Source organism: Vibrio olivae, assembly GCF_042428525.1.
In the GTDB taxonomy this organism is placed as follows: Bacteria; Pseudomonadota; Gammaproteobacteria; order Enterobacterales; family Vibrionaceae; genus Vibrio; species Vibrio olivae.
On sequence record NZ_JBHMEP010000006.1, the window covers coordinates 72,892 to 91,731 of the forward strand.

17 protein-coding genes are annotated in these 18,840 nt (G+C 45.2%); 9 read left to right on the plus strand and 8 right to left on the minus strand.

Annotation, left to right across the window (positions count from 1 at the left end):
- The first annotated feature begins 330 nt into the window (after positions 1-330).
- Positions 331-2,016 (plus strand): bifunctional UDP-sugar hydrolase/5'-nucleotidase UshA, encoded by a 1,686-nt coding sequence (gene ushA, locus ACFFUV_RS16660; protein WP_390194851.1) that lies wholly within the window; start codon positions 331-333, stop codon positions 2,014-2,016.
- 59 nt (positions 2,017-2,075) lie between these two features.
- On the opposite strand, the gene ACFFUV_RS16665 is transcribed toward ushA, so the two are convergent.
- On the minus strand, positions 2,076-2,492 hold the full coding sequence (locus ACFFUV_RS16665) for a MarR family winged helix-turn-helix transcriptional regulator (RefSeq protein WP_390194853.1): 417 nt from the start codon (positions 2,490-2,492) through the stop codon (positions 2,076-2,078).
- A gap of 187 nt (positions 2,493-2,679) precedes the next feature.
- On the opposite strand from ACFFUV_RS16665, the gene ACFFUV_RS16670 reads away from it, so the two are divergent.
- The 3 genes from ACFFUV_RS16670 to ACFFUV_RS16680 are packed head-to-tail and all read left to right on the plus strand — an operon-like array spanning position 2,680 to position 4,954.
- Complete coding sequence (locus ACFFUV_RS16670) at positions 2,680-3,249, plus strand: non-oxidative hydroxyarylic acid decarboxylases subunit B (protein ID WP_390194855.1); 570 nt, start codon at positions 2,680-2,682, stop codon at positions 3,247-3,249.
- 23 nt (positions 3,250-3,272) lie between these two features.
- Positions 3,273-4,721, plus strand: coding sequence for a non-oxidative hydroxyarylic acid decarboxylases subunit C (locus ACFFUV_RS16675; protein ID WP_390194857.1), 1,449 nt, complete (start codon positions 3,273-3,275; stop codon positions 4,719-4,721).
- Positions 4,718-4,954, plus strand: coding sequence for a non-oxidative hydroxyarylic acid decarboxylases subunit D (locus ACFFUV_RS16680; RefSeq protein WP_390194860.1), 237 nt, complete (start codon positions 4,718-4,720; stop codon positions 4,952-4,954). Before ACFFUV_RS16675 ends, ACFFUV_RS16680 begins: the two co-directional genes overlap by 4 nt.
- Positions 4,955-4,991: 37 nt before the next feature.
- On the opposite strand, the gene ACFFUV_RS16685 is transcribed toward ACFFUV_RS16680, so the two are convergent.
- From ACFFUV_RS16685 to ACFFUV_RS16705, 5 genes are all read right to left on the minus strand, one after another.
- Positions 4,992-5,600, minus strand: coding sequence for a LysE family translocator (locus ACFFUV_RS16685; RefSeq protein ID WP_390194863.1), 609 nt, complete (start codon positions 5,598-5,600; stop codon positions 4,992-4,994).
- A 17-nt stretch (positions 5,601-5,617) separates the two neighbouring features.
- Complete coding sequence (locus ACFFUV_RS16690; RefSeq protein ID WP_390194866.1) at positions 5,618-6,445, minus strand: helix-turn-helix domain-containing protein; 828 nt, start codon at positions 6,443-6,445, stop codon at positions 5,618-5,620.
- Between the two features lie 189 nt (positions 6,446-6,634).
- On the minus strand, positions 6,635-6,925 hold the full coding sequence (locus ACFFUV_RS16695) for a DUF1330 domain-containing protein (protein ID WP_390194868.1): 291 nt from the start codon (positions 6,923-6,925) through the stop codon (positions 6,635-6,637).
- 160 nt (positions 6,926-7,085) lie between these two features.
- Entirely contained in the window at positions 7,086-7,511 is a 426-nt protein-coding gene (locus ACFFUV_RS16700; protein ID WP_390194870.1) for an organic hydroperoxide resistance protein, read from the minus strand.
- Positions 7,512-7,762: 251 nt separating this feature from the next.
- Positions 7,763-8,689: a helix-turn-helix transcriptional regulator gene (locus ACFFUV_RS16705; RefSeq protein WP_390194872.1), complete on the minus strand. Its 927-nt coding sequence runs from the start codon at positions 8,687-8,689 to the stop codon at positions 7,763-7,765.
- Between the two features lie 126 nt (positions 8,690-8,815).
- On the opposite strand from ACFFUV_RS16705, the gene ACFFUV_RS16710 reads away from it, so the two are divergent.
- Both ACFFUV_RS16710 and ACFFUV_RS16715 read left to right on the plus strand, forming a co-directional pair.
- Positions 8,816-10,972 (plus strand): TonB-dependent siderophore receptor, encoded by a 2,157-nt coding sequence (locus tag ACFFUV_RS16710; protein WP_390194874.1) that lies wholly within the window; start codon positions 8,816-8,818, stop codon positions 10,970-10,972.
- Positions 10,973-11,042: 70 nt separating this feature from the next.
- On the plus strand, positions 11,043-12,095 hold the full coding sequence (locus ACFFUV_RS16715; RefSeq protein ID WP_390194876.1) for an alpha/beta hydrolase: 1,053 nt from the start codon (positions 11,043-11,045) through the stop codon (positions 12,093-12,095).
- 1 nt (position 12,096) lies between these two features.
- Here the strand turns inward: ACFFUV_RS16715 and ACFFUV_RS16720 are convergent, their stop codons facing one another.
- Entirely contained in the window at positions 12,097-13,431 is a 1,335-nt protein-coding gene (locus tag ACFFUV_RS16720) for an aminotransferase-like domain-containing protein (RefSeq protein WP_390194878.1), read from the minus strand.
- A 342-nt stretch (positions 13,432-13,773) separates the two neighbouring features.
- Between ACFFUV_RS16720 and ACFFUV_RS16725 the strand changes: the two genes are divergently transcribed.
- From ACFFUV_RS16725 to ACFFUV_RS16735, 3 genes are all read left to right on the plus strand, one after another.
- Entirely contained in the window at positions 13,774-14,394 is a 621-nt protein-coding gene (locus tag ACFFUV_RS16725; RefSeq protein WP_390194880.1) for a LysE family translocator, read from the plus strand.
- A 352-nt stretch (positions 14,395-14,746) separates the two neighbouring features.
- On the plus strand, positions 14,747-16,333 hold the full coding sequence (locus ACFFUV_RS16730; protein WP_390194882.1) for a BCCT family transporter: 1,587 nt from the start codon (positions 14,747-14,749) through the stop codon (positions 16,331-16,333).
- A gap of 205 nt (positions 16,334-16,538) precedes the next feature.
- Complete coding sequence (locus tag ACFFUV_RS16735; protein ID WP_390194884.1) at positions 16,539-17,288, plus strand: GntR family transcriptional regulator; 750 nt, start codon at positions 16,539-16,541, stop codon at positions 17,286-17,288.
- Positions 17,289-17,350: 62 nt separating this feature from the next.
- Here the strand turns inward: ACFFUV_RS16735 and ACFFUV_RS16740 are convergent, their stop codons facing one another.
- On the minus strand, positions 17,351-18,838 hold the full coding sequence (locus ACFFUV_RS16740; protein ID WP_390194887.1) for a UxaA family hydrolase: 1,488 nt from the start codon (positions 18,836-18,838) through the stop codon (positions 17,351-17,353).
- Positions 18,839-18,840: the final 2 nt, after the last annotated feature.

An 18,840-nucleotide genomic window follows, 5' to 3' on the forward strand; every position in this document is an offset into this window, starting at 1 on the left:
CCGAAGTAAATGGTGGCTCATTAAATATGATAATAAATCAGTTAGCACAATAAATTACAGAAAAACACAAATAAGGTTATTAAAACCACACCCTTCTCATTTAAAAGTGCTTTTATGGTTAAAATGTTCAAAAATTGTTTAAGCCATAAAATAACCGATAAAAAGAGAGGCTATCAAAAAATAAACAAACTTTGTAACTATCTCTTTCCATTATTGTTTAATAATAAATAGTAAAAAACGATAAAAACAGTAATAAAAACGAAATTTGACTTTCACAAAATGTATTTATATTTTCATTTCCCCTATACAAAAATACATGGAAGTTAGTATATGACCTTGAATAAATTAATGTTAACCATAGCGGTTGGAATCGTATTAACAGGATGTAATGACGAAGAAGAAAACGTGACCTGTGATACCGACGAATCGTGCGTTAAGTTTACCATTTTACATACCAACGATAACCACGGACGGTTCTGGCAAAACAGTGATGGCGAATATGGTATGCCCGCTCGCAAAACATTAATTGACCAAATCAAACAAGAAGTCTCAGCTAACGGTGGCGAAACCTTGGTTTTATCAGGTGGGGATATCAATACTGGTGTGCCTGAATCTGATATGTTGGATGCTGAACCTGACTTTGTCGGAATGAGTGACATCGGATACGATGCCATGGCAGTAGGTAATCACGAATTCGATAATCCGCTGTCTGTTCTCGAGCAGCAACGGAGTTGGGCCAACTTCCCTATGCTTGCCGCTAATATTTACAACCAAGACGGTACGCGTTATTTCGACCCTTACCACATCTTCACGATCAACGGTTTGCGAATCGCTGTCGTCGGTTTAACCACAGAAGATACAGCAAAAATCGGTAATCCGCAGTATACAAGTAGCCTAGAATTTCGCGATCCTAAAGTAGAAATGGCGAGCGTAATTAACGAAATCGAAGCGGATGACAGCGCGGATCTCATTATTGCAGCGACCCATATGGGCCACTATGTGAATATGCTCCATGGCTCAAACGCCCCCGGCGATGTAGCGCTCGCTCGCTCACTAGAAGAAGGGCACTTAGCGGCAATTATCGGTGGTCACTCGCAAAATCCGGTATGTATGGAACCCTCGAATAACACCAGCTACGCTGACTTTGAACCTGGAGATGATTGCACACCAGACCGCCAAAACGGCACTTGGATCATGCAAGCACATGAGTGGGGTAAATACGTTGGTCGAGCCGACTTTGAATACTATGGTGGCGAATTGCACCTTGCGAGTTATGCATTAATCCCCGTGAACTTAAAACGCGAAAATGCGGACGGTGACCTTGAGTTTATTCAATCAGAAATCGCTGAAGATGATGCTCTCAAGCAGCGTTTGCAACCATATCAAGATGAAGGCCAAGAAGCCTTAGACGAAGTCATTGCTACGTTGACCGGCGATCTTCAAGGTGAACGTGCTGTGGTTCGAAGCCAACAAACCAACCTAGGCCGCTTAATTGCCACGGCACAAAAAACTCAAGTGGAAGCAGATTTTGGTATTACCAACTCGGGTGGCGTCCGTGCTTCCATTGCCGAAGGTGACGTCACCTATCGAGACGTGCTCACCGTTCAACCCTTTGCCAACTTAGTGACGCTGGCCACGATGACCGGGAGCGAACTCACTGAATATCTCAACACCGTAGCGACAATTCAAGGAGGCTCAGGGGGGTATGCTCAATTTGCGGATATCAGTATGACTGTGGATTGCCAAGCAGGTACAGTGGAAATCAATACCATTAACGGCCAAAGTTTTAACTCAAGTGCGAGCTATACGTTTACAATTTCAAACTTTAGTGCTGCGGGTGGTGATGGTTACCCTGAGATAGACCCGTTACCGACAGGCAATGTAGACGCCGATGCGTTATATCAATACTTTGTCGACCAAGGCTCGATCAACGCGACTGATTATGCACCCAATGGAGAAATTGTATATACCAACTCTTCAAGTAGCACATCTTGCGTTATTGCTAGCGTAGAATAAGACCGCATCGTCAATAAAAGCCGCTGCCCTCGATATTTGATCAGCGGCTTATTATCACGTTAAATATCTTGATTCATTAACTGCAGGCTTGCAAGCAATTGCTTTTGCTGCTCGATACCAAGTTTATTTAGGAATTGGCTATCGATCTGAGCAGCGACAGGAGCGACAGATTCGAGCAGTTTCTTTCCTTGGTTAGAAAGAAAAACAAAACGTCGACGTTTATCGCTTTCACCTTGTTCACGATAAATCAGCCCTCTCTTTTCCAACCGAGCTAACAATTCCGCCAAGGTTGCCTTGGTGCTTACCGACGCATCGATCAGTTCGACTTGTTCAATTCCAGGATGATTTAACACCGCTTGCATCACGGCATACTGCGGTTTAGTTAAGTCTGGTATCGCTTTTTGCCATGCCGCGGTATGGGCCTGAAATAGCTTACGCATTAAGTAAAAGGCAGCTTGCTCTAATTCGTTACTCATCCCTTGTGCCTGACCTAATCTTACCTATTTGAAGATTAGCATATTTCTCTTTCAAACAATAACTTAAACAAAAATTTGCCAGCTACATTCGTTCGTCAACGATCTTTTTACCCCTCCTTCTATTGCTAAATGTTTCAACTCGATCTAGAGTAGCCTAAATGTTCGCACACGAACAATAAGGTTTAATATGAAGTTAATTGTTGCCATTACGGGTGCAACAGGTGCCCCGTTAGCTGTTCGCTTGCTTGAAGCGTTAAAGCATATTCCCAATGTAGAAACACACTTAGTCATGTCCCGCTGGGCAAAAACAACCATTGAGCATGAAACGGAATACTCAGCGCGAGATGTCGCCGTCCTTGCCGACGTTTGCCATAACGCGTCGGATCAAGCTGCAACCATTTCTTCCGGTTCATTTAAAACCGATGGAATGATCATTATTCCCTGCAGCATGAAAACACTAGCCGGTATCCGCACTGGCTATGCTGAAGGGTTAATCGGCCGCGCCGCTGATGTGGTGATGAAGGAAAATCGTAAACTGGTTTTAGTCCCCAGAGAAATGCCACTCAGCACTGTCCATCTCGAGAACATGCTGGCTCTAGCCCAGAAAGGTGTGGCCATGGTGCCCCCAATGCCGGCTTGGTACAACCACCCAAAGTCGGTCACTGATATTGAAAATCATATTGTCACCCGAGTACTCGACCAATTTGATTTGGACTCCCCATTCGCCAAACGTTGGCAAGGTATCCACGCAAAGTGAATACCGCTCATAAGGAGAAACATATGCCATTTGATGATTTGCGCAGTTTTTTAGATGCGCTTGATGAACAAGGCCAGTTATTAAAGATATCTGAGCAAGTAAAAGCTGAACCTGATATTGCCGCAGCAGCCAATGCCGCAGGGCGTATCGGTGAAGGCTCACCCGCGCTGTGGTTTGATAACGTTGAAGGGTTTGATAATGCCCGCATTGCGATGAATACCATTGGCTCTTGGCAAAATCACGCGATTTCCATGGGTCTTCCAGCCAATACCACCACCAAACATCAAGTTGATGAGTTTATCCGTCGTTGGGATACATTCCCCATCGCGCCCGAACGTCGTGACAATCCACCATGGGCAGAAAATAGTGTCGAAGGTGAAGATGTCAACTTATTTGATATTCTCCCTCTATTTCGTCTCAACGATGGCGATGGTGGTTTTTACCTCGATAAAGCAAGTGTCGTTTCACGTGATCCTCTCGACCCTGATCATTTTGGAAAACAAAATGTCGGTATCTATCGTATGGAGGTCAAAGGTAAGCGTAAATTAGGCCTACAACCGGTTCCGATGCACGATATCGCACTGCATCTGTACAAAGCCGAAGAGCGGGGTGACGATCTTCCCGTAGCCATTACCCTTGGAAATGACCCAATCATCACTTTAATGGGCGCCACGCCACTAAAATACGATCAATCTGAATATGAGATGGCTGGCGCGATCCGTCAAGCTCCCTACCCTATAGCAACAGCACCATTAACGGGGTTAGATGTGCCTTGGGGCTCAGAGGTCGTAATTGAAGGTGTAATTGAAGGCCGTAAACGTGAAATTGAAGGTCCATTTGGCGAGTTTACTGGTCACTACTCTGGCGGTCGAAATATGACGGTAGTGCGTATCGATAAGATTTCCTACCGCACGAACCCGATTTTTGAGTCCTTGTATTTAGGCATGCCTTGGACAGAAGTTGACTACCTGATTGGTCCTGCGACGTGTGTGCCACTCTACCAACAGCTCAAAGCGGAATTTCCTGAAGTACAAGCCGTCAATGCCATGTACACCCACGGCTTACTCGCCATTATTTCTACCAAGAAACGTTATGGCGGTTTTGCGCGCGCCGTAGGTATGCGAGCCATGACGACTCCTCACGGCTTAGGCTATGTGAAGATGGTGATTATGGTCGATGAAGACGTTGACCCATTCGACCTTCCGCAAGTGATGTGGGCCCTGTCATCGAAAGTCAATGCCGCGGGTGATTTGGTACAACTGCCAAACATGTCAGTTCTGGAATTAGACCCAGGCTCCTCGCCTGCGGGGATTACCGACAAATTGATCATTGATGCAACAACCCCTGTAGCACCAGATAATCGAGGGCATTACAGCCAACCGGTGAAAGACCTGCCAGAAACCAAAGAGTGGATCAGTAAGTTAAACGAGTTGATCGCCCAGCAAACCGGTAAAAAGGAGAAAACATCATGATCTGTCCTCGCTGCGAACACCATGATATTGAGCTATTAGCGACATCGCCCGTTCCCGATGTCTGGAAAGTTCATCAATGCCAACGCTGTCTTTATACTTGGCGCTCGACAGAACCACTAAGAAGAATCAGCCGTGAGCATTACCCAGAAGAGTTTCGCATGACTCAGCAAGATATAGATAATGCGCCGGAAGTACCAAGTGTACCGCCACTGCTCTCACCATCAGAACGCTAAATCTATCAACGCGCCTTTCTCGATGGAGGGCGCGCTTTTAGAAGGTATGGCCGGTTAACCCCTCCATTTCATACACTAAGCTACCCGCAACGAACACTAAAAAACATGACATGGTAAGGTTAAACACTCGAAAGTAGATTGGGTTATGAATTCGTTGCCCCAGTATTCTTCCAATTAAGTAATAGGAAAACGGCGCGCCAAACGCCAATATCGCTAACCCAACACTCCAAATACCAATCCAATGACCAGTAATATGTTCTGCGGGAAACTGCACCGTCGCCACGGGTAGTGACGCGGTTAACCCTTTCGGATTCATCAGTTGAACCAACAAACCATCCTTGAAAGACAAATGCTGTTGGTGTGGTTTTTCTTTAGATAAATCCACACTCGACTTGGCAATTTTATAGGCAAGATACACGATATAAGTGCAGCCAATCAGTGAAAAATAAAATAACCAATCACGTTGAATAAACTCAGCGCCAAGTAGAGAGAAGCCAAAGAAAAAGATAAACATCGCCACGCCCACGCCAATATAAAAATGGATAGCACGGGCGCCTTGTTTTTGAATACCGTTATTTAAGGCAATAAGATTCACCGGGCCAGGCGTGTACATAACGCCTAGCGCATAAAGTAGGATTTCTAACATAGTTTTCTCAGTGAAGGTTAACGCGAGAACTGACGTTGATACTGTTTTGGGGTTATTCCAAAAACACGTTTGAACTTACGGTTAAGGTGACTCGCATCAGAAAACCCTAAAGATAGGGCAACATCCAATGCTGAGGTCCCTTGCTCTAGCGCTTGCCGCGCACGATTAATTCGGCAATTGAGTAAATATTGATGCGGGGTAATACCAAATTGCTCACGAAACAGACGAATAAAATGATACTTCGACATATTCGCCGCTTCACTCATATCATCTGACGTGATGGGATTCTCTAGGTTACAGAGAATGAACTCTTTTGAACGGAGCAACAATGTATCTTTTCTAGCATAAGATTTTGACGTTATCGCCTTTGCACCGCTTAAACGTACCAGTGATTCCGCGATGGAAATCAACCCCGCCTCTTGGTCCACATGTTGGCTGTCATCTTGGTTTAGCAGCGAGCACATCGTAAGAATCTGCTGGCGCAAAATAGGATCATTGAACACCGAGTCGCTCACTCTCGCTTGGTTAAGATGAGTCAGCCCCATGGTACGCATTAGTGGAATCAGCTTTGCCGGTGGAATGTAGAGCATATCGTACTCAAGTGTCGAGTGCGCCCCCGCTGAACCATCATGAACTTGTTCCGGGTTAAAACACATCACGTTGCCTGCGTAGCTTTTATGAAATGCTCCGTCACTGAAATAATCTTGACGCCCTTTACGAGTCACGCCGATCGCGTACTCTTCATGAGCATGCTTGTCGTAGGTAAACGAGGTCATGGTCGCGTTAAAAGCTTTGACACCTTCAATATGCTGACTACTGGCATATTCAAAATGATCTTGTTTCATCCTTTCTTCCACTTCTATTGACCACCGTTTGCTTAGTATATGAATCGATAGCCAACAAAAATAGAATAAAATTGCGCTTTTTTATACTTGAGTCACCATGCTTCGCAAATCAATAAGCATTCATCGCATCTTTTAGTGGGAGCCAAAAAGCCTTGCGGCTTAGCAAAGCTTTTTGAGCGTCTCGTCGGATTAGTGTACTCCATCGAGAATAAATACGGTGTAATCTGCTCCTAAATTGCGGTGCGCTTTAGCCGTTTGATATTCAGGACTGTAGTACCACCGCTTAGCCGCATCGATATCATCAAACTTAAGAATAACCGCGCCTTCTGGCTCCTGCCCTTCTAACCTTTCCAGTTCACCGTAAAAAGCTAAGGGCGTAATGTTATGGCCATCTCGAGCTTGACTGGCTAAGGCGCCATAGACATCAAGTTCAGCTTGATCTTTGGTGTTGTTACGAATTAAAACAACAAATGCGCTCATTACCGCTACCTCTTTTTAATGGATTCTCGCCTGATCATGCCTTAACCGGCATAAACTTTGATTCAGTTTATTAGAACAACTCGTTCGAAATAATGAAAAACCGCTTGGGCGTTTAACCCAAGCGGTTTAGACAAATCATTGTGTGATACAACAGTGAGAATTAAAGCACTGTAAGTTTCACATCGATGTTACCGCGAGTCGCATTCGAGTATGGGCAAACTTCGTGAGCTTTTTCTACAAGCTCTTGAACCTGCGCTTTGTCTAGCTCGGGAACATTAATACGAAGTTCAACTTCAATACCAAAACCTTTCTCGGTTGGACCGATACCCACTAAACCTTCAATGGTTGAAGCTTCTGGAATTTTCACGCTGTGTTGTGATGCCACCAGCTTGAGTGCGCCAGTAAAGCAAGCCGCATAACCCGCTGCAAATAATTGCTCAGGGTTGGTGCCGTCACCACCCATACCACCGAGTGCTTTTGGCGTCGTCAATTTTAGATCAATCGCTTCATCATCAGCAGTCGCTCGACCATCACGGCCACCATTAACTGTTGCTTGAGCGGTATACAGAACTTTATCTAAAGACATAATGATACTCCGTTATTGTTTAAAAGTGACGATTCGTATCTACAACTGACCGCCCTTTATTCGAAGGCCTCTGCCTTGATATAAAGGGTGAGATGCGAATGTTTGATATAAGGTGCGTCTCGCGACCCGATGTCAATAAAGGTAGCAGCTCCCCTTTTTGATTGCAAGCAATTAAATTGCGAGCAATTTAATTTAATAAAAAAGCATGACTCATCCAAGATCTTTGGATGTATGATCATACAACCTTATATTTAAGGGTGAGATAAGGCATTGGGCGCTTTGAGTGCATGCTTGGGTGAATCACCAAATAGTTTGCGATAAGCGGTAATAAAATTAGTAACGTGGTTATAGCCAGCGAGGCTTGCCGCCTCCGATAAACTCATCGGCTTTTGCTCCAGTAAAACTCGAATTTGATGTAATTTCTTTTCACGCAAATAGCGATTGAGGCTCATTCCTAATTCTTTACGCGCCGTGCGCTGCAAAGTTGACACACTCATGCCTAACTGACTTGCGATATCATCGAGTGTTCTTCCGTGAGTGTCTTCATCACGAAGAAACACTTTTAAACGCGTGGCTTGTACCGAGGTTTTATTTGGTGTGGTAAAGCTCAACTGCTTAGCTTGAAGTAAAAGGTTCTCCCAGATAGCCAAAGTAAAGGCTTCACGTAACTGGTTCTCAGCTTCGGTTTGGCTGCTGGTCAAATTGAGCGCCTCTGCCAACTCCCCTAAATGCAGCGGTAAAGACCAATCAAATCGAGACAAATGCTTATCAAACATATGATGAAAGGCATCTCGATCTTTTGCTTTCAACTGACCATCAATCCATGGCAACGAGAGAGAAATCACAATGCTCCGGCTACGCACATACGCTTTGGCGCTGCCTTCGACCACGTCGGATTTGGCGTAATAGATGGCAGTGGCTAACACAGGCGCCGACTTATCAAAGCGGCCTACTTTTAACGCCTGTTTATTGCCGTAGCACATAAGCGCCTTGCTCTCGAGTTGCAAGGCGATAATCAGCTGAGCCTCCAGCTGACGTTGGCTATGAAAATCAGCGCGATGAACAATATCTTTGTTATGGAACCGAATCCCCGGCTGGACGACGAGATTTTCCACACGGCCAGTAAATAAGCCACGCTTACGAACTTGAGTATCAGGCAGTATTGGTTGATTCAACATGCTTTTGACCATTTCCCATAATTAAATGAACATGCCGCATAATTCCACGTCGACATTGAGTGATATATTAACGCCAAACAAAGCTTAATGAAAATTATTATCATATAGATTTAGGAGTTTTTGATCATGACGGCGAATCGGAATGTGGTGCGTACCCCACTCGCTCTAGCGATTACAATGGCATTACTAAATAGTGCCTCTGCTCTGGCAAATACCGACACGGAAAGCGAAACAGAACAAGTGATTGTGTATGGCAATCCACTCTTTGCAATGGATCAATCCGAGCAAACCGGTGGTTATGGCATCGACTCTGCCACGATTGGTACCAAAACGCCTGCTGCGCTTAAAGATATTCCTCAGTCGGTATCGGTTCTTACCAACGACTACATAGAAGAGCGTAACTTTGTTGCTGTCGACGACTTGGCGAAATATACTCCGGGGTTACGTACAATGATGAACGACAGCGGGCGATCATCGATCTTTTCTCGTGGTTACGAATACGATGAAGTTAACCTCAATGGATTACCCGCGCCAATGCAAAGCCGCTACGGTAACCTGCCTTCTCTTGCCGCGGTGGACCGGGTTGAAATCATGCGAGGCCCTTCTGGCCTGTTCAACAGCAGCAGCGAACTTGGCGGCGTGATTAATATGGTCTTAAAACGGCCAACAGAGGAATTCAATGCTTCAGTCACGGCGCGCTATGGCTCTTGGAATCGTCACTATTTAGAAGCGGATATGGGCGGCGCACTCAATGACGATAACACTCTAAGAGGACGTTTAGTTATCGCCAATGCGGACATCAAGAACCAAGTTGACGACAACGAAAATGACAATGGCACCTACTACGGTACTCTGGAATATGACCTGAATGACAATACATTATTGTCCGTTTATGCCTTACACCAAACGAAAGATATCGTGCCAACCAATGGCCTACCTGCCTATAGCGATGGTACGTTATTAGACATTAAACGTACCACGTATTTGGGCTCGGCGGATGACAATTTTGACGCTGAAACCACCGATTTGGGCGCAGCTCTTCAACATACGTTTGCCAATGGCGGTGTCGGCCAGATAGCCCTACGTTATATGGACCACGATGTTTCGCTTGAGCAAACATACACCAATGGCGCCGTAGATGCCGATGGCAACACAGGGTTAATGTTTGCAGCCCAAGCCAACCAACAGAAAAACTTTTCGGCCGACGCTAACTACAGCCAAACATTTGACCTGCTTGGTCATGTCAGCGAATATGTTGTCGGTGCCGATTACAAACGCTTTGAAGCCGACACCCAAACGTATCGCAACCGAAATTTAGTCTCGTCAATCAACGTGTTTGACTTTGATCCGCGCAGCGTCACCACACCAGATTACACCTATACCACTAATGCCTACGAAGAAAGCTCGGAACTGGGTTTATACGCCAAGGCTACATGGCGTATTATGGAGCCATTAGCCATCATCACTGGTGCTCGCCTATCATGGTACGACCTTGAACTCACCAATACGACCCTGTCTTCAGGAGTCTCATCAACAGATGCGGATTCCATCAACGCCAAATTTACTCCGTACGCGGGGTTAGTATTTGATCTCAATGCAACGCATAGTTTGTACGCCAGTTACTCCAATGTGTTTAAACCGCAAACTAGCCAAGATATCAACGGCCATATGCTTGAAGCGCGAGAGGGCCACCAATGGGAAGCCGGGGTTAAATCGTCACTACTTGATGGTCAACTCAACACTCGTGCTACCGCCTTTATCATGGAAGATCGCAACATTGCCGCTCAAGCTTACGATGAAAGCGGTAATGCTATCTCTAGTACCTATGTGGCGACCGGTGAGGTAGAAACTAAGGGGATTGAACTCGAAGCCATGGGCTACCTGACAGAAAACTGGATGACGATGACGGGTTACACCTATACCGACATCACCGAACTATCCGGTGATCATAATCCGAAGTTTGATGCCATTCCCAAACATTCGTTATCACTGTGGACGGACTACCACCTTGCGTCAGTGGTGCCTGGTTTACATCTGGGTGCCGGGATGACCGCGTACAGCGAATACACATTTAATCGTGGAAGCGCGACAACCAAACAAGCTGGATACGCCATCTTTGACGCTGCAATCCGTTACGATGTCACTGAGAACCTTCAAGCGTCTTTGAATGTTTACAACTTGTTTGATCGCGAGTATTACTATCGCATTGGCTCGACATCGACCTTCAACATGTATGGTGAACCAGCAAATTTCATGGCGGGCGTTACCTACAAATTTAACTAACGCTCTCCTCCAACCACATTCAGACTCAATGCAGGGGCTTGTTCCCTGCATTTGCCGTTAAGGAATTGATATGAAAAAGCGACTCGCCACATCCATGGCTGCGCTACTCAGCGCACAAGTCAGTGCAGAGCCAGCACTCAACTATGCTGAGCTTTTTAGCCACCCTTCTCAAACATTAAATGAAACCCGTCATTACAGTGTCCACTTACCAAGAAGTTATCAGCAATCCCCAAATAAACACTACCCAGTCTTATATCTATTGGATGGTGAAAATCGGATGCTGCAAGTGTCTGGGATTGCAAACTCATTTCAGGGAGGGCTTAGCGCTGAAGTACCAGAGCTTATCATTGTCGGGATTCATAATACGGATCGCATGCGCGATTACACCCCAACCCACTACGAAAAACTGCCCAGCGGAGAAGACGTTGCTTGGTATAAAAATACCGGGGGTGGCAAGCAATTTCTTAACTATCTCACCACGGAGCTGATGCCCGTAATTGACCATGACTACCGCACGACAAACCCCAATTTGCTGGTTGGCCATTCGTTAGGTGGATTGATAAGTTTAGACGCACTCAGCCAACACGAGACGTATTTTCAAGGAGTTATTTCGATTGATCCAAGTTTATGGTTTGATTATCCAAATTATTATAAAACACTTAAATCTAAGTTAAACAAACCGTTCACCACCCCAGCGGCTCTATATTTAGCCATCGCAAATAATCCCTTTACGCCGGGACTTGGTCGTGACAATTTTCACCGCGACAATCTCAAGCGCTTTAGTCAAGATGTCGCTCCTTCAGCGAACAGTCAATTGCAGTTTAAGAGCGAGTACTACCCGCAACAAGACCACCATACCGTTTATCATTTAGCGGTGTATCAAGGATTGAAATGGCTGTTTGATGGGTATGCGCTCGATTCCGCTCCAGAGAAACTCCAACTAGAGAGTATCAAAGAAAACTATCAACGCCTGAATCAGCGATTCAATAGCCAATTAAAACCGGATGCGTCAGCACTCGACAGCTTAGCCAAAAAAGGCGAACGCTGGCCATTAATGCAAATCTCACCTAAAGAGATACAACGCATCAAAGCGTATTTTTATCCATCGTCTGAGCAACAGTAAACTAACTGGCGATAGCCGAAGTACGCAGTGAGTCTAGCAAGGTATTCAGCATCACTAACCCTTGTGTAAGTTTAGACTCACTGCTAACTGACATCAGAGAAAGTCGTACACAGTGCTGAGCAGGCTCAGAGACGGTAAATTGGTCGCCAGCTCGTAAGTAAATATTCTGTTTACGTGCTTGCTCCACCAGCCAGTGGGCTTGAGTTTGAGAACCTAGGGGCAACCAAATGTGGTACCCCCCTGTATGGATGCTAGCTAGGTTTAAGACTTGGCGCGCGATAGCTTGCCGAGCCTGGGCAAGCTCCCGCTGCCCACTCGCCAGTTTAAAGGCATCACCCGTTTTAATGAGTTCACATGCGGTCGCATGCCCCACCGAACTCGAAAGGTAAACGTTAGCACGTAAGTGAGCATTAACTTTCTCTATCAAAGATAATGGCGCTTTTAAGAAACCACAATTCAAAGAAGGGCTGAGCGCTTTCGACAAACTGGTTAAATGGCATGCTCGCTGGGGAATAAAATTGCTGATGGCAGCAACAGGCTGAGGATTGAGAAAACCAAATGCATCATCTTCAATCAACCACAGTTGATGGTCTTCGACCACTTGCGCAATTTGTTGACGGCGCTCGACACTCATTGTCGCCCCTGTGGGATTTTGGAAAGACGGGGTCGCAATCACAACCTTAGGGGCATGTTCAGCAATCACCTGCTTTAGGCTTTGTGGCGTCATTCCCTGTTCATCCATCTTCACTCCAACAAGACGCCGTCCCAGAAGTTCGCCAAGTGCGATCATCCCAGGATAGGTTTGCGCCTCAACCGCGACACAATCGCCTTCACTGGTTAACAGCGTGAGGAGCAACGATAAGCTGTGCTGAACACCATGGGTAAGCAGAGTATTGTCGGTATTTCCGCCTTCAAGACCATAGCGCTTCGCCCATTCCACCGCAGCTTGCCGATGTGCATCTAAGCCGGAATGTTCAATGTAGGTCAGTTGTTGCAAATTTAAGTTACGGCTTACTTTCTCCATCGCCTTTTTAATAAAAGGCAGATTTTCTGGCAAATACGGCTGAGTAATCGAGAAATCAAATCCTTGTTCTGCTAGTGAAGGGGCGGGGTCTACATCATTGGCAGGCTTAACAAAAGTGCCACGGCCAACAAACGATTCAACCCGTCCTTTATCTGCCAGTAAGTTATAGGCTTTGGCAATCGTGGTCGGCGTCGTCTCGAGCACATCGGCCATAATCCGATGCGGAGGAAGTTTGGAATGAGTGGGATATTCGCCTTGTTCGATCCTTTCTTCAATCTTACGTGCTATTAGCCTAAATTTGGTCTCACTCACTACATCACTCCTGGATACATTGCGCCGATGAGTTAGTTTAAATTTCATCATCGACAAAGCAAATGTTTTATAAACATAAGTTATGTGCAGCCAAACTATATAAATGAGTCAATAAACACAATAACCGTATGTTTTTATTGAAGCTTGGATGTTCTATTCACGAAATCGCGCCCAATGGATCGATGCTAAATCCACATTCGTCTTATTGTTAACACAGATTATTTATGGCGAATTTGCTGCATAAATAGTGATTGTGCTTCACTCCATTTATGGCATCATGCCTATTCGATCTACCCTATGTTTCTCACTCTTTTGATGCATGTTGCTTGGAGGCTGTACTGCATGAATACCGCATTGTTGGGCGTTTTTATCCCAACCTTCTTTTTTGTGTCTATTACACCGGGAATGTGCATGACGCTGGCATTAAGTCTTGGTATGAGCATCGGCTACAAGCGTACATTGTGGATGATGATCGGCGAATTAATTGGCGTTGGAGCGGTCGCTATCGCGTCGGTCATCGGTATCGCTGCTGTGATGCTCAAATACCCTTGGATATTTATCGCCTTTAAAATCATCGGAGCCAGTTACCTGCTTTATCTTGGCATTCAGTTATGGCGTTCCCGAGGGAAATTGGCAATAAGTGATGGTGTCGAACAAGTAAGTACAGGCAGTGACTGGGACCTAGTTGTACAAGGTTTTGTCACTGCGATCGCCAATCCTAAAGGTTGGGCGTTTATGATCTCACTGCTTCCGCCTTTTATTGACCAAAGCCAGCCGCTGACTCCCCAACTTACGCTGTTAGTGGGTATTATTTTAGTCTCTGAATTTGTCTGCATGACGCTATACGCAACAGGTGGAAAAGGACTCAAGCGTGCATTAGGCCACGCGAAAAATGTTCGATTAATGAACCGAGTCGCGGGGACGTTAATGGTGGGTGTCGCAATTTGGCTTTTCATGAGCTAAACCCCGCTAAGACATGTTGTTTAAAAGCCAAGGTTCCACCTTGGCTTTTTTATATCTAATCCTTTGTTTTCATTCAATTAGCCAGCTTAGTATTAGGCGGTTGTTCTTGAGGGCAAATCGACATCCGATCAATATTAAATCACACAACAATAATTAGAACACATATCAAATAACGACATTTAAACAGACCAAATATTAACCAAAAATACATTAAACCTTGCAAAATTGATAAAAACATTGTTAATATCCTAAAAAATAAATTTAGAACCCTAACTATTACTGCCCAATTTTCAGGATTAACGTGCTTTCCTACTTCTAAAAAGCATAGAGAACTAAACATAAAGACATTGTTATGGAAGAAGATGTATTAAACAAATACAGTATCGAAACCACTGATTATCAGGTGGGTCAAGATAACGTTCAAAAATGGGGATTTGATGTCCACAACCCTGTTTTTGGTATTAGTGCTGGACTTATTTTGCTCTTTTTAGGCTCCCTCCTTTTTATTGATCCCAGTGTTGCTAAAGAGGCATTAAATTCCGTTAAGAACGGCATCATTGAAGACTTTGATGCGTTCTTTATGTGGTCAGCAAACCTTTTTGTGTTATTTACCTTTGCGGTTATGGTGTCACCACTTGGCAAGATACGCCTCGGTGGTAAAGATGCCGCGCCGGATCACTCTCGTGGCTCATGGCTCGCAATGCTGTTTGCCGCAGGTATGGGTATTGGTCTACTGTTTTGGGGCGTCGCGGAACCGACCGCTTACTTCACCGACTGGTGGGGCACGCCATTGAATGTGGAACCAATGACGCCGGAAGCACGTTCGCTTGCGATGGGCGCTACGATTTTCCACTGGGGTATTCATGGCTGGGCTATTTATGCCATCGTTGCTCTTGCACTCGCATTCTTTGCATTTAACAAAGGCTTGCCTTTATCAATTCGCTCCGTATTTTATCCCATTTTTGGTGATAGAGCTTGGGGTTGGTTAGGTCACATCATTGACATCATGGCAGTACTTGCGACCCTATTTGGTCTCGCAACCTCGCTTGGTCTTGGTGCTCAGCAAGCAACCAGTGGTATTAACTATGTGTTTGGTACTGATGGTGGTTTTGGCATGCAGATGGGAGTGATTGTTTTTGTTACTCTGATTGCGATTGGTTCAGTCATTCGTGGTATTGATGGTGGTGTCAAGCTACTGAGTAACATCAATATGGTGTTTGCGTTTTTGCTGCTGGTCTTTATCACCATTGTCTGTTTTGACGTTGCAGTTACTGCGGTACCACAAACTTTGCTCGATTACGTTGAAAACATCATCGGTCTTAGTAACCCTCACGGTCGTGAAGATGAAACTTGGATGCACGGTTGGACGGTCTTCTACTGGGCTTGGTGGATTTCATGGTCACCATTTGTCGGTATGTTTATCGCTCGTGTATCAAAAGGCCGTACCGTTCGTGAATTCTTGTTTGCTGTTGTGTTTGTACCAACCTTAATGACCATCATTTGGATGGGTATTTTTGGTGGAATCGCCCTTGACCAAGTCATCAACAATGTCGGTGAATTGGGAGCAAACGGCCTAACAGACATTTCGCTAACGCTGTTCCAAGTTTACGATCAGCTGCCATTTGGACATGTTATCTCAGTGGTTTCGATTGTTCTGATTCTGATTTTCTTTATCACATCATCAGACTCAGGTTCATTGGTTATCGATAGCATTACTGCCGGCGGTAAAGTGGATGCACCAGTGCCTCAGCGCATTTTCTGGGCATCAATTGAGGGTGCTATCGCCGCAATGATGCTGTGGATCGGCGGTACTGAAGCCTTACAAGCATTACAGTCGGGTGTGGTTGCCACAGCGCTACCTTTTAACTTCGTACTGCTGTTAATGTGTGTTAGCTTGATTAAAGGCCTGAGAACAGAACAGCATTTGTATGTGAAGTAAACATCACCACTTACCATACACAAAAGGCCAGCAAATTTGCTGGCCTTTTTTAGTTGTATAATAACTTATATAAAAGTGAATATGGTTCAAAAATATTGCAACGCATTTCGAAAACCCATAAATACAGGCTCATAGCCTAATATTTATTTCTCATATAAAGTGGTATACTAAATTTTGGTATAACACATTACGAATGATTGCGATAATGGAAGCGAACGAAAAACTTTATCAAAAAATTGCGGCGCAATATAAGCAGCAGATACAAAGTGGTCAATACGCTGTTGGTGACATGCTGCCTGCAGAGCGCGTGATCTCTGAACAGATGGACGTTAGCCGTACTGTTATTCGTGAAGCGATGATCATGCTAGAAGTCGAAGGCTTTGTTGAAGTTCGTAAAGGCTCTGGAATTCGCGTGATTAGCCAAAGTGGTAATAGCGATAAAAGTAGCGAGATCTTGAGTCCTTATGATGAATTCATAAAAACCTGTGGGCCGTTTGAACTGCTACAAGCTCGGCAGTTGTTTGAAAGCAGCATCGCTGAATTCGCCGCGATTCAAGCCACCAAAAAAGATTTGGTTGAGCTAATGAAAATCCAAGAAAACGCGAAAGACGATGATTACTCGCGAGATTCTCATTGGGATCAGCAGTTCCATATTCAGCTTGCACGTTGTACTCAAAACTCGGCCATCGTGCACATCGCAGAAATGCTGTGTAAGAACCGAGAAAATAACCCTTATTGGAAAAAGCTTCACGAGCACATTGCCGATAATCAAATCAGCAGCTGGTGCAGCGAACACGACCTTATCGTTCAAGCGTTAATCAAAGGTGACAGTAAAGCAGCCAAACATGCTGCCTGGATGCACATTGAAAATACGAAACAAATGCTATTCAACGCATCCAGCGATGACTATGACCGCTTCCTATTTGCAGACAGCCCATTGGTCGAACACCCATAATCAGAATAGTTGTTGCCACACAAAAAAAGCGCCAATCGGCGCTTTTTTATGATGAGACACATTTATAATGTGACCCCACTTTTGAATACCGCAATTTCCCTGAAATCATTGCGCTCATTACAGGTGGGTTCCCCACTGACATGAGCCGCAACCACCTCAACAAAATCACTTAATAGCTCTGGCATCGTCATCCCTTCGACCAACTTCCCTGCGTTGAAATCAATCCAATGCTTTTTGCGTTCTGCTAACTGAGAATTGGTTGCGATTTTCATGGTGGGCACTGGTCCGCCGTAAGGCGTTCCACGTCCGGTTGTAAATAAAACCATGTGGCAACCACAAGAAGCCAACGCCGAAGTGGCAATCGCATCATTACCCGGAGCACTCAACAAATTTAACCCGCGTTGGGTAATACGCTCGCCGTAGCGCAGCACATCCATCACTTTACTCTGCCCCGCTTTCTGCGTACAACCAAGCGATTTCTCTTCCAACGTTGAAATCCCCCCAGCTTTGTTGCCTGGTGATGGGTTTTCATAGATGGGTTGGTTGTGGTCGATATAGTAACGTTTAAAGTCATTGATCATGGATACCGTTTGTTCGAACTTCTCACTGCTCACACAGCGATTCATCAATAGTTGCTCAGCACCGAACATTTCCGGGACTTCCGTCAATACCGACGTTCCACCATGAGTAATCACATAATCAGAAAACGCGCCTAACATCGGGTTGGCGGTGATGCCTGAAAATCCATCTGATCCCCCACACTCCAAACCAAAATTGACTTCACTTAATAGGCCTGGTTGACGATGATCTTGCTGCATTTTACTGTGCAGTGCTTTGAGCATTTCTACCCCAAATTCAACTTCATCGTCATGATGTTGGCATATCATGAAGGAAACTCGGTCGGCATCGTAATCTGTAAGCGTGTCTTTAAAAGCGTTCACTTGGTTATTTTCACACCCAAGTCCCACCACAAGTACGGCTCCAGCATTAGGGTGACGAACTAAATTTTGCAGCAATAAACGTGTGTTGTAATGATCATCACCTAGCTGCGAACAACCATACTGATGAGTAAAAATGTGCACACCATCGATATCAGAAAGATCCACCTCCTGCTCTAACTGACGGGCCATCATCTTCGCCATCGCATTGACGCAACCGACGGTCGGAATAATCCACAGCTCATTACGGATGCCTATTTGACCATTGGCACGGCGGTAGATTTGCACTGGTTTATCCGCTAATGCGGTCTCTACCTGTTCAAATTCAGGAAGGTAGCGGTAATCATTCACATCACCAAGATTGGTTTTGATGTTCCCGTCAAACACGCGTTCGCCCTGCTTCACTGCCTGCGTCATATGACCAATTGGCGCGCCGTACTTAGTGACGATGTCACCCTCATTTAAGTCATACAGCGCCACTTTATGCGCCTGTGGTACTGCTTCGGCAAGTTCAAAATGGTACTTGCCGACAGACACCGACTGCCCAGCAGCAAGATCACCCAGCGCAACAGCGACATTGTCTTGCGGATTAATTTGGAAAATTGAGTTCATCG

Excerpts from the sequence above, each read along its gene's own strand:
- ushA (WP_390194851.1), top strand. The coding sequence starts at position 331 with ATGACCTTGAATAAATTAATGTTAACCATAGCGGTTGGAATCGTATTA.
- ACFFUV_RS16665 (WP_390194853.1), bottom strand. The coding sequence starts at position 2,492 with ATGAGTAACGAATTAGAGCAAGCTGCCTTTTACTTAATGCGTAAGCTA.
- ACFFUV_RS16670 (WP_390194855.1), top strand. The coding sequence starts at position 2,680 with ATGAAGTTAATTGTTGCCATTACGGGTGCAACAGGTGCCCCGTTAGCT.
- ACFFUV_RS16675 (WP_390194857.1), top strand. The coding sequence starts at position 3,273 with ATGCCATTTGATGATTTGCGCAGTTTTTTAGATGCGCTTGATGAACAA.
- ACFFUV_RS16680 (WP_390194860.1), top strand. The coding sequence starts at position 4,718 with ATGATCTGTCCTCGCTGCGAACACCATGATATTGAGCTATTAGCGACA.
- ACFFUV_RS16685 (WP_390194863.1), bottom strand. The coding sequence starts at position 5,600 with ATGTTAGAAATCCTACTTTATGCGCTAGGCGTTATGTACACGCCTGGC.
- ACFFUV_RS16690 (WP_390194866.1), bottom strand. The coding sequence starts at position 6,445 with ATGAAACAAGATCATTTTGAATATGCCAGTAGTCAGCATATTGAAGGT.
- ACFFUV_RS16695 (WP_390194868.1), bottom strand. The coding sequence starts at position 6,925 with ATGAGCGCATTTGTTGTTTTAATTCGTAACAACACCAAAGATCAAGCT.
- ACFFUV_RS16700 (WP_390194870.1), bottom strand. The coding sequence starts at position 7,511 with ATGTCTTTAGATAAAGTTCTGTATACCGCTCAAGCAACAGTTAATGGT.
- ACFFUV_RS16705 (WP_390194872.1), bottom strand. The coding sequence starts at position 8,689 with ATGTTGAATCAACCAATACTGCCTGATACTCAAGTTCGTAAGCGTGGC.
- ACFFUV_RS16710 (WP_390194874.1), top strand. The coding sequence starts at position 8,816 with ATGACGGCGAATCGGAATGTGGTGCGTACCCCACTCGCTCTAGCGATT.
- ACFFUV_RS16715 (WP_390194876.1), top strand. The coding sequence starts at position 11,043 with ATGAAAAAGCGACTCGCCACATCCATGGCTGCGCTACTCAGCGCACAA.
- ACFFUV_RS16725 (WP_390194880.1), top strand. The coding sequence starts at position 13,774 with ATGAATACCGCATTGTTGGGCGTTTTTATCCCAACCTTCTTTTTTGTG.
- ACFFUV_RS16730 (WP_390194882.1), top strand. The coding sequence starts at position 14,747 with ATGGAAGAAGATGTATTAAACAAATACAGTATCGAAACCACTGATTAT.
- ACFFUV_RS16735 (WP_390194884.1), top strand. The coding sequence starts at position 16,539 with ATGGAAGCGAACGAAAAACTTTATCAAAAAATTGCGGCGCAATATAAG.
- ACFFUV_RS16740 (WP_390194887.1), bottom strand. The coding sequence starts at position 18,838 with ATGAACTCAATTTTCCAAATTAATCCGCAAGACAATGTCGCTGTTGCG.